Annotated in this window: 12 protein-coding genes; 5 read left to right on the plus strand and 7 right to left on the minus strand. The window is 61.2% G+C overall.

Annotated features, from left to right (window positions below):
- Positions 1-12: 12 nt before the first annotated feature.
- Entirely contained in the window at positions 13-216 is a 204-nt protein-coding gene (locus P9L99_00225) for a hypothetical protein (protein MDP8221755.1), read from the minus strand.
- Positions 217-395: 179 nt separating this feature from the next.
- Between P9L99_00225 and P9L99_00230 the strand changes: the two genes are divergently transcribed.
- The 3 genes from P9L99_00230 to P9L99_00240 all read left to right on the plus strand — a co-directional run bounded on the left by P9L99_00230 (position 396) and on the right by P9L99_00240 (position 3721).
- Entirely contained in the window at positions 396-1043 is a 648-nt protein-coding gene (locus tag P9L99_00230; GenBank protein MDP8221756.1) for a hypothetical protein, read from the plus strand.
- A 148-nt stretch (positions 1044-1191) separates the two neighbouring features.
- Complete coding sequence (locus P9L99_00235; protein ID MDP8221757.1) at positions 1192-1992, plus strand: formylglycine-generating enzyme family protein; 801 nt, start codon at positions 1192-1194, stop codon at positions 1990-1992.
- Entirely contained in the window at positions 1985-3721 is a 1737-nt protein-coding gene (locus P9L99_00240) for a hypothetical protein (GenBank protein ID MDP8221758.1), read from the plus strand. Before P9L99_00235 ends, P9L99_00240 begins: the two co-directional genes overlap by 8 nt.
- A 5-nt stretch (positions 3722-3726) precedes the next feature.
- On the opposite strand, the gene P9L99_00245 is transcribed toward P9L99_00240, so the two are convergent.
- The 6 genes from P9L99_00245 to P9L99_00270 form a co-directional block, all read right to left on the minus strand.
- On the minus strand, positions 3727-5049 hold the full coding sequence (locus P9L99_00245; protein MDP8221759.1) for a hypothetical protein: 1323 nt from the start codon (positions 5047-5049) through the stop codon (positions 3727-3729).
- On the minus strand, positions 5036-6442 hold the full coding sequence (locus P9L99_00250; protein ID MDP8221760.1) for a radical SAM protein: 1407 nt from the start codon (positions 6440-6442) through the stop codon (positions 5036-5038). Before P9L99_00250 ends, P9L99_00245 begins: the two co-directional genes overlap by 14 nt.
- Positions 6439-7911, minus strand: a complete 1473-nt coding sequence (locus P9L99_00255; protein ID MDP8221761.1) for a radical SAM protein — start codon at positions 7909-7911, stop codon at positions 6439-6441. The genes P9L99_00250 and P9L99_00255 overlap by 4 nt, the downstream gene beginning before the upstream one ends.
- An 8-nt stretch (positions 7912-7919) precedes the next feature.
- Positions 7920-9536: a radical SAM protein gene (locus P9L99_00260; protein MDP8221762.1), complete on the minus strand. Its 1617-nt coding sequence runs from the start codon at positions 9534-9536 to the stop codon at positions 7920-7922.
- A 75-nt stretch (positions 9537-9611) separates the two neighbouring features.
- A complete protein-coding gene (locus tag P9L99_00265; protein ID MDP8221763.1) occupies positions 9612-11045 on the minus strand; it encodes a radical SAM protein in 1434 nt (477 codons plus the stop codon).
- Positions 11046-11185: 140 nt separating this feature from the next.
- Positions 11186-12247: a radical SAM protein gene (locus P9L99_00270; GenBank protein ID MDP8221764.1), complete on the minus strand. Its 1062-nt coding sequence runs from the start codon at positions 12245-12247 to the stop codon at positions 11186-11188.
- Between the two features lie 213 nt (positions 12248-12460).
- On the opposite strand from P9L99_00270, the gene P9L99_00275 reads away from it, so the two are divergent.
- Together P9L99_00275 and P9L99_00280 are read left to right on the plus strand one after the other, a co-directional pair.
- Positions 12461-13900, plus strand: a complete 1440-nt coding sequence (locus tag P9L99_00275) for a radical SAM protein (GenBank protein MDP8221765.1) — start codon at positions 12461-12463, stop codon at positions 13898-13900.
- On the plus strand, positions 13888-15363 hold the full coding sequence (locus P9L99_00280; GenBank protein MDP8221766.1) for a radical SAM protein: 1476 nt from the start codon (positions 13888-13890) through the stop codon (positions 15361-15363). The genes P9L99_00275 and P9L99_00280 overlap by 13 nt, the downstream gene beginning before the upstream one ends.
- Positions 15364-15367 lie beyond the last annotated feature (4 nt).

The following is a 15367-nucleotide window of genomic DNA, read 5'->3' on the forward strand; positions in this document are numbered from 1 at the left end:
AAGAATCTCGAATTAGTTGTCTCGGTAGTTGAATTCCACCTCTCGCTTTTGTTTGTCTTTCCCGTGCTGGGTCGTGAAAGTGAATCCGCTCTCGCTGACGAAGCCGAAGACAAACGTGACCTGCGCATCGTCCGTGAGTCCCCGGTCAACCTTCAACAACTCCTCCAAATTGTCGACGTAATGATTGTTTTCCTGCCGATGGATTTCTTGCGCCATGGACCCATTACGTCCGGCCGACATGGCGGCTGCGTAGTAGGCATCGGATCTCATATCCTTGTAATTGGGGTAAAAGGACGCCGGCATCGCGAAGCCCAAGATCACGACGAACAAAACGGCGCCATGTTGACCCGGCTGGGCAAGTTGCTATTGTTTTCAAGAGAAAAAAAGGGTGTGACATGAAAAATACAATTGCCGCAGCGTGCCTCGTTTTCCTTCTCATCCTGGCCTTGGGTTGCCTTGATGATTCAACTCCTCGACAGGATCGCCTGAGTACCGGCGAGCCGGCGAATAACGACGACGAAGGAAATCCCGCCAGCGACGCAACCGGTGAGGAGCCTTCGCCCGAGGACGGTGACGACGCCCTCGAGGATCGACCCGCCGCGCCGGAAATCGCCGGCGGCGATGAACGCACGGCGGCGCCCGTATCATGCGAAGATGGGTTCGATGCCGTGTTTCACGTATCTGACCATTGGGGCGGCGTCGAAACCTGCGACGGCTTTTACTACTTGAACTTCGCAACCGACGGATCGATCTCGGGCTTGGTGGTTCCGTTCAATCCGCTCTGGGACTTCCTCGAAGGAAGCTATGACGTGACCGGATGGTTGACCGCCGAGAATCGTGTGGTGTTGGTCGTCGAGATTCGCTTATCTCCCGAGGAATCGATTTGTGACACGGACCTGCTTGTCGAACGCGTGGAATTCGGCGTCGAAGGTCGAACTCTTGCAGGCGAAACCGCATACTACTGTGAACGCATCGCCGAAGAAAATTTCGTGGACGATAATATCGTGACCGGCGAACAGCTCTGTGGTGTGTTTCCGAGCTAACACGCGGGCTCACGCTGCCGTTCGGCGCGCTTCCGGCTGCCGCTGGAACCTCGCGTCCATTGAGTGCCCGCACGCGTTGTGTTAGATTCTCACCGATTTCGTATTCCTATAAAAACGAAAGAGATTTTCTTTGACCGGACGCCGCCATATGGCACGAAAAGTCGCTTCTGCATTCGTCCGCGCGGCCTTCGTTGTGTTCGCCGCAACGCTTTTGGTTGTCGGCGGCCGTGCTTCGGCGGGCGTCGTTCCCGACGGCATGGTGCGTGTTCCCGGTGGCTTTTTCACCATGGGGGCGGCCACCCTTCCCGGCCACTTGTTCAGCGACGAAAAGCCCTGGCCCGCCAAAAAACCGCTCGACATGGACATTCGACCTTTCTTTCTGGACCGCACCGAAGTGACCAACGGCGCGTACGGTCAATGCGTCGACGCCGGTGCGTGCCCGCCCGCGAAGAGCTTGGACAAAGATAATTACAACGACCCGCGTCAGCCGGTCACCGGCGTCACATGGGAAGGCGCGCGGCGATATTGTGAGTGGCGGGACAAACGCCTGCCGCGAGAACCCGAGTGGGAGCTCGCGGCGCGGTTTGGCGCCTCGGGCGGCGATCGCGCGCCGCTTGATGATCGTGCATGGCACGCGGGGAACGCGGGGGATGGTCCCCGGGCGGTGGCGACACGAGCGCCGGACACCCTGGGTCTCTACGACATGTTGGGCAACGTGTGGGAATGGTGCGACGAGTGGTATACGCATCCAGCGGTGAATTGGTGGCCGAACCTTCCGCTGGAATTCGACCGCCCGGAGTTGATCGTGGAAGGTCACTACCGCGCGTTACGCGGGGGCAGTTGGCACACGGACCCGCGCCACGTGCGGCCGACGCTGCGACTGTTCTGGCGCCCGGATCGCGGCGTTTCGCAGGTAGGTTTCCGCTGCGCCAAGGATGCCGATGAGTAGTCACGATCTCACGCTGCGCCGGTATTGGCCGTACTTTTTGGCGGCGGCGGCGGTCTACCTGATTTGGCGCGGCTTCTTCATGTGCGCCGTGCCCTACAACGTGGACGAACTCGCGCATGCGCATTTCGCCTGGCAGTACGCGCAGGGCGACCGGTTTCTGTTTGAGGTCTGCGACCTAGCGCGCTCTCCGTTCTTGCATTTGATGCTGAAGCCGTTATTCGGCGTCCTGGGAGAAGGCGACTTACTGCCGTATCGCGCCGCGATGGCGCTGGTATCGATGGCGGCGCTCGTGTTTTTCGCTCTGACGCTCGTTCGCTGCGGGGCGGGCTTGATATCGACCACCATCGGCGTTTTTGCCGCCGCGATTTCCGCGCCCTTTCTCATTTCGGCGCAGCAAATTCGATACGATCCCTTCGTCCTGTTTTTCCTCGCGGCAGGTTTCTTCACCCTCAAATTCGCGGCCGATCGACGTTGGCCGGTCGTCGCGACGATTGCCGCCGGCTTCTGCGCCATGTTCGCGGTCGGCGTAAAAGTTTTGGCGGCTCCCTATCTCATCTCCTTTGTGCTGTTTGCCTTGCATCTTCGCGGGCAAACGGATGAAAAACCGACGTCGCGACTCAAAATACTCGGCCTGCTTTTTATCGGAGCGACGATTCCCGTTGCCATGCTGATCGCAATGTTTCGGCCGCTGCTTGACGTCTTGCTTCAACTTCCTTCCGGACCGCTGGATGGTTTCCTGCAACTGCACGGGACGCTGATCGAAGGTTTGTCGAACATCCAAATTTTCCGCTTGATGACCCAACAACCGATCTTCTGGGCATGCGGGCTGGCGAGCGCGTATTTCCTTTTTCGCCCCAGCGACGAGGCGCCCGCTTTCGCCAGTTTCACGCGGGCGATGATGATCGGCGCGGCGATATCTTTGTTTTTCGTGCCGCTTGTGAAACGGCAGTTCTATCTGCAGGACCTGTTGCTGCCCGCGTTGTCCGTCGCAGCCATGATGGCTCTGGCCGGCGCGCGCATCTGGCGACAGGGCCGGAGCCGCGTGGTGATCGGGCTGGTCGTTGCCGTCGCCGCGTCGGGCATCTTCACGGCGCACGCCAACCTCGGCAGGCCGGCGGAGGAACGCCGCGCCGTCGATCGGCGGCTGGTTGAATTGCAGGCCGCACTGGCCGAGATTCCGGAGCCCAATCCGCGCGCAGCGTTTGTGACGCTCTACAAGCTGTACGATCCGTTTCTCTTCGAACATTTCGTGACGCGGCGCGAGCAATCCGCGGCGATTCGCTATTTCAACGAACACGTCGGCCGGGACGAGATGGCGATGGCTTCGAACTCGCTGCACGTATTTCGACGCGGCTCCGCGGCGTGGTCTCTGGGTCTCGCGGTGGTCGGCGATCTCGGCCTTGATTTCGTATTCCGGATCAGCCGGCATATCCCGCACGAGGTACAGTGTTTCTTCGCGAGCCGGGAATGCCAGCGCTTGTTTGACCCGCGCGCGTCAGGGATCGAAGAAAATCTGATTCGGGATTTGGAGTTTACGCGCCCGCGCGTCGCACTCGTCGACCGCTTTCTACTTGATCTGTGGTTCGAGTATCCGAAGTACCTGGACGTGTTCGGCCAGAACTACGTCATTCGTTTCGACGAGGCCAGCCGCCGTGTCTTCGCCCATCGCACATCGAGGCCGTGGCAGGGGCCGGAACTGCCCGCGTTGCCGCCGTGGGATTGCGACTAGCCCCGTCAGCGTTTCGCGCTTCTTCGCCCCCAAGCGTTCCACGCCAACCGCAAGCCGGTTCGAAAACCCGAAAGTCGCGAGAGTGCCGAATACAGGATCGGTAGGCGCAGGAACACGAATGCCAGCAGCCGGTGTTGGCGCATCAAACGCGGTATGGCCGCTTCGCTCGCCGCGAAAAGCGCGTCGGCGGTCTCCCGGCGATCTGCCGGCGTCATTGAGGCGATTGGAGGCAGAGGCGCTTCTTCGAATGTTCTAAGTTGAACCGGACCGGCATGGCGGATGCGGCGGGTCGTGCGCACGTAATCCGGCTTGCCGACGGCGAGACTCGGTGTGACGTACAAGAGGATGCGGGCTCGACCGCGGCAGCTTTCCGCAAACGAGGCAAGCGCGGCGGCGCTGTCATCGGGGGCAGCGGATTCGGGGTGAGCGCAGCGGCCGTCCGGTCGATAGAACACGCCGAACACCACGTCGCGAAAAGAACGCAGCAGCTTTTCCACGTCGGGGGTTTGCGGCGGGCGATACCATTCATAATAGGTCGCCAAATCGTATCGGTCCTCGAGAATACGATCGCCCCAGCCGGTCGGCGCGGTGGAAAAAAAGTCGCTGTTGAAGTGGACGTGCCGCACCTCGGGCGACCCCGACCAATGCCGCAATTCGGCCGCGACGGCCTCCGCCGGGCGGAGAATCATCGCCCGTCCGGTCAAGACGCGCTGCGCGGCGGGCGAGGCAAAGCACTCGGGGCAATCAAAGACGCACCCGCGGGATACGACGACCCAGGGATAAAGAAAAGACGGTTCCCGTAGCCGCTGCGTCGCCGCAACGATTCGCGCGAAGGAAGGAAACCACGAGATGTCGCGGTTGTCGAAATCCGCGAGGGTCTGCGAATCCGCCTGGTAACTCAGCGGCGTGCTTCCGCCCGGCCAAGACACGTTGGGAACCGCATGCGGGTCGCCGCCGTCGAGCAACGCGGTCATCAGTTGCACGAAGGGTTCCTCCGCATCGCCGCGAATTAGGAAATCGACCGCCACGCGCTCCAACACTTCATTGGCAAACGCAGAAGCAGTGTAGCCGCCGGTTACGATCTTCAATTGCGGATTGATCGTCTTCAACCGCCGGCACAATGCGGCCGCCGGCGCCAGCGAGTAATACCAGTGCAGCGGAACGACCGCGACGCCGACCTGTTCCACCAGCGCAGCGGGCACTTCCTCGGCGTAGAAGCCACGCGTCGGCCTGCCCAAGCGTCGGACCAGGTCCGGCAAACCGAGCGGGAACACGAAGGGAAGATCGCCGGCCGGCGGCGCGACGACCAGGTAATCAAGCATCGCCACGTCCGCCCCCTTGATGGGCCGAACGCCCCCGCATTTGCCACTCGGCGCGCAGGCGACCCAAGAGCGCACGGTATTCGACGCGATGCAACATCCGCGACCACGTGTCGAGGAACGGCCATCGGACCAAGCGCCAAGGCGAAAGATAATAGCCGCCGAGCAACACCATCGTCAGCGCCGGTATGCCGAGGCGGCGCAAGCGTCCACCGACCCGATAATGTCGGTAATCCATCGCCAAAGGATCGGTTTCCGCAAGACGGCCCTCGGCGGCAAGCCGCTCGTGCAGTCGCGACCCCGGCAAGGGTGTGAACAGCCCCGCTTTGAAGACGTCGGAGTCGCGCGTCCCGTGTGCGAAACTTCGCAGCATTTCAAAGGGGCTTTCGTTGGGCGTGCCGAAGATGTGACTACCGATGCTGCGCACGCCGGCGTCCCGCAGAATGTCGGCGGCTTGGCGGTTGCGCTCGGCGGGCGCGCCTTTTCGCATAGTTGCGAGGGCGCTGTCGCTGTAGCTTTCGAACCCGACGATGGCATACCGCAACCCGGCCTGGGCCAGGCGTCGAATCATTTCCGGATGGGCCGCAATGGTGTCCGCGCGAAAATACGCCCCGAATTCAAACCGCCAACCGTGCGACAACATGCCTTCGACCAGTTCATCCACCGCACCTTCGTTGAGCGCAAAGGAATTGTCGACAAAAAGCAGTTCACGAACGCCGTCCGCCCAAAGGCGCGCCAATTCCGCCAGCATCGCGACCGGTGATTTCTCGCGGTACGTCGGCCCCACACGATGCACCGTGCAGAACTCGCACTCGTACGGGCAACCGCGCGACATCTCCACGGCCGCGGCCCGCCGGCCGGTGTAAATCTCCGGGTGGTACGGCAACAGGTCCCAAGCGGGCGGAGGAAGCGCGTCGAGGTCGTCGTTCCAGACCGGTTCCGAGTCTCCGCCGACGTTGTTTCTTGTCAGCACGCCGGGGGCCGATGCCGCATCGGGATCGTCAAGCCAACGGGGAAACGCGGCGTCAGCCTCTCCGATGAACGCCGCGTCGGCCCCGAGTCGTTCGAGACAATACCGCGGCTCGACGGTCGGAAACGGGCCGCCCAATGCGACGTGTACGCGGGGATGCCTTTTTTTCAGATCCGCAATCGCGTCAGCCAGGCGCAGCGCACTGACCGGTGAGGGAACGGCGAAACCGACGACGTCCGGCTGAAATTCGTCGGCGATTTCCAGGACAAGATGCGGCCGGTCGATCGCGGCGGCATGGTTGATGACGCGGACTTCGTGTCGGTCGCGAATCAAGGCCGCCAACAGCGTGAGATTGAAAATCGGAAATTGCGGGAACTTGAAATTGTAGCTTTGATACGGGTGCAGCGGCGGGGTTGCGAGTAAAACTTTCATTTCCGCGGCTCGCTCCCGACCGCCGGCCCCGGCACGCGAGCCATCCTATACCGACCAAACGCCAGTCGCGCCAAGTACGGCACGAGCCGAACCAGGGTCAGAAGGTAGCGGGGATTGTTTTTCACGATGTACCCGAGGTTCCGGATGATCGTACGGGGCTTCAGCATGAAACCACGCGTGATGCTGCGAACGGCGTCATCTATCTCGCCGCTCGAAAGCTCGGTGACATGACCTTCGGGATAATCGCGGGCCAGGCGAGTGTGCGGAACGATTTGCAGTGGGAAGACCTGGATCATATCCACCGGAAGGTCCGCGAAAAACTTCGCGTGGGAGGCGATGGTCGCGCGGTTCTCCCCCGGCAGGCCGATGATGATATCGACGAGCGAATAAATCCCGGCGCGTCGCAAACGGGGAATGATCTCCGTGAGAATTCGCGGTTCCTCGGGGCTCCTGCCGATTCGCCGCAACTGCTCCGGATCGCTGGACTGCAAGCCGAAGTGGAAGCTGGTGCAGCCGGCGGTTCTCATCAGCCGATAGGTTTCTTCCGGCTCGTTTTGCAGGCACACGGGAATGCTCGACGCGTTCCATTCCACAGGGAGCGCCGCCGCGATTTTCCGTTCGCAGAACTCGCGCAACCAAGCCGATTGGCCGCCGAAAGTGTCGTCCTGGAATTTGATGTGGCGGGTAGCGTATCGCTCATGCAGATGCCGCATCTCCGCGACGATCAGTTCCGGATTGCGCAGTCGATATTGGCGGATCTCGGGAGGATAAATCCGCGAACAGAAGTGACACCGATACGGGCAGCCGCGCGAAGCGAGCATGACGTACCACGGCTGCTTTTGAATAAACGCCAAATCGTTGCGGAAGCGCCCCGGCGGCGCCAAGTCCGAGGCCGGAAACGGCAGCGCGTCGACGTCTTCGGGAAACGGCGCCAACGATCCGTCCCACGGCTGGCCGGGTAAGATCGTTCCCGGTACGCCCTCGAGGGATCGGCCGCTGCGCAGCCGGTTCGCAAGCTCGGTGATGACCTCGTCCGCCATACCGGCCACGACCGCCGAGGCGCCCGCCGCGAAGTATTCGTCCGCGTGGAAATGCGATGGCCCGCCGATCAGCACCGGCAGGTCGGAATCACGGCGCCGCACCTCGCTTATCAATTCGCAGACGTCGTCCTTGAGCGCGATGTTGCTGTAAATTCCCAAAAACACGGGGCGGCGATCGATCGTGCGTTCGACCGTGTCGCCATCGATGGTGTCGTAGGCGCGGTCGCGGTAGATCGCGTCGTATCCGGCTTGCCGCAAAATCGCGGCCAAGGTCAGCATGCCCAGGTGCGGAAAGGTCGCGATGCGTAAGTAGGGGGAACTGGCGAACACGCGATCCGAGTCGCAAAGGTGCCAGAATTCGACTTGCCGCCGGCGACCGTCGGCCGTCGCTTCGTATTCCACTTGAGCTGAGTCTCCGTAACGCGTCATGTCGTCATTCAATCATAAACGACGTCGCTCCCGCCACTGGGAACGGCGGAAACTCGGCTTCGTCGTACGCCTTTTACCCGCCAAAACAACCCGAGACACTCGCAGACGAGTCGATTCAACGGGTAGCGAAGGCCGCGCGCCGACAGCGGGCAGAAATGGCGACATTTGGTTCGTTGTAGGATCTTCTCGGTGACGCCCGCCGGGGTCGGATCACGCCCCGTGAGGGTCAGGCACTCGTGGCGCATCGGGAAATGGCCCCACGCGCCCATCAAGCGACCCATTCCGTGGCGGTGGGTTTCCAACAGCGACGCCAGGGTCGCCGGCTGGATGGCGATCTTCGCGTCTGCCGGCTTATTCTCCGCAGGGGAACCGGGAGACAAGTGAATGATGGTCGCATTCTGCCGCGCTTGTGTCGAATATCGGCGAGCCACGCGCCGCCACATGTCCTGCGTCGCCTGGAGCGTTTGCGTCGTCTCGCCCGGCAAGCCCAGCGTGTAGCTGATGTTGAAAACCAGATTCCGCTGCGCCATCGCCTCGAGCGATTGCCACAAGGCGTCGTTGGTAAAGGGATAGCCGCGATTGGCTGCACGCAGGGTTTCGTCGCCGCTTTCCACGCCGAGCAGAATTTCGTTTTCCGTTCCCGCGCCGAAACATTCGACAAACGCGTCGAGTAAACGCTCGTCGGGCAAAGCGAAACTTTCGAAGCCGGCGTGGAATTTCAAACCGGCGTTGCGAATCGCGGCGAACAAGCGCGGATAGTAGGACGCGTACGGGTATGGGTCGAAGGCGAAATAGATGCCGTTGACGCCGCATTCCTTCAGCGAGCGCAGTTCACGGAGGACGGAATCGATCGGGCGGAGCGTCGTATTTTCCCGCCCGGTCGTGGTAGCCGTGGTGGATTTGGACCCGCTGCAATAGGAGCATTCCACGGGGCAGCCGCGGCCGATCGTCACCACGTGGCCCAGCCGCCCGGAAGGAAACATGCGGTTTGCCGCGCGGCCTGGCAGACTCAGCGGTCTGAGCACGTGATTGGCTAGCCGGAAGTAGTCTTGGCTGTGCTCGAGTAAATCGTAGCGTGCAAAATCGGCGGTGGCCAGAAACGCGCGGTCGGCCACAAAGCCGATTGCGTTGTGCCGAATCTCTCCGCCGGCGCGGTAGCTCAAATTGGGAACCGCCTCGAAGCCGCTGTCGTTTTCCAAGGACGCCAACAATTCAGCGAGCGGCGCCTCCCCTTCTCCCCGGATAACGAAGTCGATTTCCGGGACTAAGCGCAGCAGTTCCGCGGCGAAATGCGACGCCGTCAGTCCGCCGGCCACGATTTTCGCGTTGGGGACGCCGCGTCGAATCGCTCGCGCCAAAGCAATGGTGTCAGGCAGTTGATAGTGCCAATGCAGGGACAGGCCAACCACCCGCGGCGATTGCGAACGGAGGTAATGCACGACATCGAAATCGGGGTCGCGGCTTTTCTCCAGGCCGAGATGCAGGATGCGCGCGCCGTACCCGCGCCGGTCCAGGTGGTCGGCCAGCGAGAAGAGCCCGCTCGCAGGAATGTCGCCCAGCGAAAAATATCCGATGGGATTGTAGAAATTCCGGAATTTCGGCGTGTGAACAAATAGGCAGTTCATCGTGATCCGTCGATTCCGTCCCGTTGAGTCGGTCAACTCCGCGCTGTGACAAGAACGCCCTTTGGCGGTCCCGGGCTACGTCACGTCATCGGCGCGGAAAAAGTCTCCCACAAGTTTCCAACCGGCTTTCAGAAAGCCGCCGAAGTATCCATAGGTTGTCGCCCGCCGCGCGAGCCGCCACAAGGTCCGAGGCGAAAAATAAAATAGAATGAACGCCACAAGCACCCGACGCCATACGATTCGAGAACTCGGCGTATCTGGAAAAGGCGAATCGGGCAACGGGCCGCGCCGAAAATAGTAATCCGCAACGTTCTTTGCCGTGAGACTACCCGCCGCGATCGCCTTGTGCGTCAACTCGGAGGCTGGGTCGGGAAACAAGCCCGAAAACAAGGCGAACTCACTTCCGGAACGGACCAATTGGCCGACCGTGCGAACGACATCGCCGAAGGTTTCGCCGGGATTGCCGAATAACATATACGCCAGCGAGTCGATTCCCGCCTGATCGGTCTGCCGCAACACTTCCAGGCTGAGGTTACCTTGGTGACCCTTGCTGAAACGGTCCAAAGCGCTATCGGAGAGCGACTCCACGCCGTAGCTGATCAGGTAGCAACCGCACTGCTGCATCTCCCGCAGCAAATCGACTGTAACCGCGTCGATACGGGTCTTGAACGTGAAGTGGAGACCTCGATGGGCCAGCGCCCGGGCCAGTTCAAGGGCGCGGTCCGGATCGACGGTGAACGTCGGGTCGACGAAATGAATTTCCTTCGCGCCGTCTTCCCGAATCACTTGATCCACTTCTTCCATCACGTGTTCGACGCCACGGGCGCGCCAGATGCGCGGCAGCGAACAGAACGCGCAGTGGTTCGGGCAGCCGCGCGCGGATTCAACCAAGGTTACCGGCGCGAAGCGACCGAAGGGCGGGTGGATGTGATAGCGGTCGCGCCGCAACAAATGGCGGGCCGGCAGCGGCAACTCGTCCATGGGCTGCGGCGGCGCGGGCGGATTGACGATCCACTCGTTGTCATGACGGTAAGCGACGCCGGGGATGTGCCGCCGACCGTCGGGATCGGGGCCTGCTTCCAGAAGTTCCACAAGCGCTTGTTCACCCTCGCCGAGCACCGCCACGTCGATTTGCGGCATGTATTCGAAAAGGGTCTGGGGCGGGAACACCGTGGCAGGCCCGCCGACGACGATGACGACCTGCGGCGCGGCGCGGCGAATCGAAGCCGCCAACTCGGCCGTCTCGGGAAGGGAGAAGACGGTTGCCGACAGCCCCACGACGCCGAATCCGCCGTCTCGCACCTTTGCTCCGACATCCAAGCCTTGGTTTTCGTTCAGGGAGAGGTCCAGCAATTCGACCGGGTGACCGGCGCGCTCCAAGGCCGCGCCGAGCATCGCGATTCCCAACGGCAACATGGGGAACAGGCCGCTCAAATTGAAACGAATACGCCGGCGATTGTGGACGTGAACCAGCAGGGTTTTGGTTTTCTCGTAACTTGTGCTTTTCATCGTCGATGCGACCATTTCACCTTTGCCGCGCAAACGTCCGTGTTCAAAGAATACCTTAAGGGCCGCCGACTCAATAGGAAGCGGGAAAACGCCATACGCCGCTTGGGGTAGCATGAATCGCGAATCACAATCAAGCTCCGCTAATCCCGCGTTTCTTGCGGGGGAAACGCTTCGTCCCAAGGAAGCGGCAGTCGATCGGCGGTTGCCGTCTTGCTCAGATGCTTCCTGATGAACTCCGGGTCGGTGGAGACAAGGCACTTTTCGTGATAGCGCCCGAAGTACGGATTCGCCAGCGCCCGGTTCCGGATTTTCTCGACCGATTCCTCGAAAATGTTGCCTGCCGCGATGTGTAGGAAGGGACACGGCATCACGTCGCCGTACGGAGTAACGTAGATGTTCTTCTTGACCGCACCGCAGCCGTATTGACCGCGATTGGCTTGCAAATCGGTGCGCACGTGCGGCAAGCGATCGGTCAACTCATCCACAAAACGCAGGTCGTCTTCGCTCAGGTACATGTCCTGCCGGCCCAGCCAGCGACCGGCTGCCGCAGGCATGAGCAGATACAGCAGGCAACCCCAGGATTCGGCCATTTCGATCAGGCGCTGAAGCCCGGGGCCTTGTACGCTTTGGTGGGTTAACACGGAGTTCAGCAGAACGCGGAGGCCTGCTTCCCGCGCCACGCGTATGCCGGCCAAGGTACTTTCGAAAGCGCCCGGTTGGCCGCGAAAATCGTCGTGTTCGGCTGCGATCCCGCTGTCCAAACTGAAGGTCAAGATGTCGACGCCGATTCGCCGCAATTCACGGGCGCGCGCCGCGGTGAGCAAGGTGCCGTTTGTCGTGATCGAAATGATGTTTCGATCGGGGCGACACGCGGCGATGATGTCGGGCAGTGCATCGAACATCAAGGGTTCGCCGCCTTCGAAGGAAAAGTTGATCGTACCCAAGCGCATACATTCGGCCGCAACCCGCCGGTAATCGGCGACGGTCATTTGCCGCCGGTCGTTTTGTTTGAGCGCCTGGGCGTAACAGTGTCGGCAATTCAAGTTGCACTCGTAATCCACGCCGAAATCAACGTACCAAAGCGGCTCACGCGTCATGAAAAAGCCACGAAACACGGTCATACCGAGGCGCGCGAGCATGAGCGGCTTGCGCACAAACAGCGCGTATTGCAGGTCGAGTTTCGTTTCGGTCAGGGCGCGCAACGTAGCTCCAATCGGTGTGTTCGAACCGCGCCGAGTATCCCACAGGGTGAACCCAGCCGCAACGAACGCCGCGCTAAACCACGTCCATCGGCCGCTCACGCCTCCGGAGATCGGCTTTCAGTTTGACCCCCGCCGCAGTGATACCCTAGACTTGATTCCCGGTCGCCGCGAACCATCGCGTGCGCCCAAACAGCTCGGCGGGGCACCAACGCAATGAAGATCACCTTGATCAAAGCCGAACGAATCACCGAAACCGATCGGTGGGTTACCAATCCGCTCGGCATCATGTACCTCGCGTCCGTGGCGCGGCAGGCGGGTCACGAGCCGACGCTGCTGGACTTCCGCGTCCTGCAGGGGAAGCACGCGAAAAGCCGCTTGGACGCCGCGCTGGGCGAAGACGTGGCCGTAGTCGGTTTCAGCGCCCACTCGCACCATGCGGCATTTGCCCGCCAGTTGGCTCACTATGTCCGCAAGCGCTTACCGAATGCATTTCTCGTGGTCGGCGGGCCGCTGGCGACGGCCAACACCGACTACGTGCTTGAAAACCTGCCGGTGGATGCTTGCGTGATCGGCGAGGGCGAAACCGCGTTTTCCAACCTCCTTGCGGCTTTGCAGGCGGGTGACCCGTGGCGCGGGTTCCCAGGCTTCGCTTATCGAGAGGGCGATCGTACGGTGGTCAATCCACCGGTGGCGCCGATCGAGAATCTTGACAGCCTGCCTCAACCGGCTTGGGATCTGATGGATTTTGATCTCTACGCGCGGACCCTTTCCATTTCGCTCCGGCTGGGGAAACGCGCCTGCATTCATACGTCGCGCGGCTGCCCCTACGAATGCATTTACTGCCAGAACTACTTCGGTCGCCGTTTTCGCGCGAGGAGTGCGCCGCACGTGTTGGCGGAAATCGATTTGCTCTACCGCAAGCACGGCATCCGCCGGCTGGAAATCATCGACGATTGTTTCAACCTCGAATACGAGCGCGCGGCGACGATTCTTCGGCGAATCCGCGACGACTACCCCGACCTGCGGATATCCTTCCCCAACGCCGTGCGGGGCGACCTTCTGGACGAACCGTTTGTGAGACTGCTCAAACAGGCGCGCTGCGACTTCATGCCGATGGCCGCCGAAACCGGCAGCCCCCGCTTGCAGAAAATGATTCGCAAGCGCCTCGACGTCGACAAGATCAGAAACGCCGCGCGCTTGCTGGACAAGTATCAAATTGCGTCGTTCGTTTGCTTCATGGTCGGCTTCCCCACCGAGACTCCCGAGGAAATCGAGCAGACATTCGCCCTCGCCCGTGAATTACCGGGTGTGGTTCCCGTTTTCTCGATGGTAACGCCCTATCCCCGCACCGCCCTGTGGGACATGGTGTATCCTGATGGCGCGCGCCTGAATCCCGAAGACATCGACGGCGCGTATGGGTATCGCTTCGACGACGATGAGGGCGGGCGACTGCTCGAACGCGCGTTGAAAATCACCCGGCGACGCTTCCTCAGACCGCGGTATTGGTTCGCGATTTCCTCCGAGTTTCGTTGGCGGTTCGCCGTGCGATGGGACGTGCTTCTGTGGAAGCTCGTGAGCATTGCGGCGCCGCTACCACTCAAGCGAAGGCTGCTCCGGCGGTTGGATCGGAGGTTTTCGCTGTGTCTGGAATAGCGCTGATTCGCACGGAATACCTTTCCATGCTCAATCCGTGCGTAATGATGCCGCTCGGGATTCTGCAGCTAACTTCCGTGCTGGAGAAAAAAGGTATCGAGGTCATCGACGTTGTCGATACATCGATCGTGCGATTTACCGACCTGCGCGCCCGTCTGGAACGGGTCGTGGACGCGCGCCCCGAGATGATCGGCTTGTCCACCGTATCCAACCACCAGCCCTTCGCGCGCGCCGTGTCGCGGTTTTTCAAAAGCCGCCTGCCGGACACGCCGATTGTGCTCGGCGGCCCCTTCGCCAGTGCGGATCCACACGGCGTGCTGCAGCGGGCCGAAGTGGATATGGCCGTGCACGGCGAGGGAGAAGAAGCCCTCCCCGCATTGATCCAAGCCCTGCGAGCGGGCGAAGACTATCGTTCCATCCCGGGCTTGATCTACCGCGACGATGAAACCGTTCACGTCAATCCGTCGCATCCCTTGGACATCCCGCTGGATGAACTGCCCTTCGTGGCATGGGACCGCGTCGACTTCGATTACTACGGGCGTTTTCTCTCGATGTGTTTTCGGCGCTCGCCGTTCGCGGCGATCATGACCAGCCGCGGATGTCCGTACAATTGCATTTACTGCCACAAGATTTTCGGCAACCGCTTTCGCGGCCGCTCGCCCGACCACGTACTGGAAGAGATGCACCTGCTGTGGCGCGAATACGGCCTGCGGCGTTTTGAGTTCGTCGACGACATTTTCAATTTCGACCACGCGCGCACCGTGGAAATCCTCACCCGCATGCGCGACGAACTGCCCGGGGTTCGCGTCGGTTTCGGCAACGGTCTGCGTGCCGACCGCCTCGACGAGGAAATCTTCAAACTGATGCGCGACGTGCGGTGTCATTTCCTGCCGATCCCGGTGGAAACCGCCGTGCCGCACATGCAGAAGGTCATCGGTAAGAATCTCGACATCTCCAAGGCAGTTGAAGCAGCCCGCCTAGCGCGCAAATACGGCATTCACACGTGGGGCTTTTTCATGATCGGCTTCCCGGGTGAAACGCGCGAGGAAATGGAAGCGACGATCGACTTCGCCGAAGCGATGGACATCGACTACCGCGCCATTCAGACTTCCAATCCTTTTGAAGGCACACAACTGCGGGAGATGCTCGGCTCCCACGCGGTCGGCAGTGAATTGGGCAACGTTCACGCCGACTATACCGACGGCGTGGTCAACTCCCTCAACGACCGCAAATTGCGCGTGATGCGCCGGCAACTGCGCAATCCGGCCAACTGGTATTTCCTCTTCAACATTGCGTTCTGGAAACTCTGGTGGATGGGCCCCCGGCAGGTAATCAGCCATGCGTTCAACCTCCTGCGCGAAGGGCTGCTGGGTCGACGCAAATACACCGTACCCAGCCTGGAGAAAGAGCGGGCCGAAGTCTTGCGCAAAACCCTCGAAGCACTGGCGTGCGACCGTGGCTAGTCTC

The organism is Candidatus Lernaella stagnicola (assembly GCA_030765525.1).
Taxonomy (GTDB): domain Bacteria; phylum Lernaellota; class Lernaellaia; order Lernaellales; family Lernaellaceae; genus Lernaella; species Lernaella stagnicola.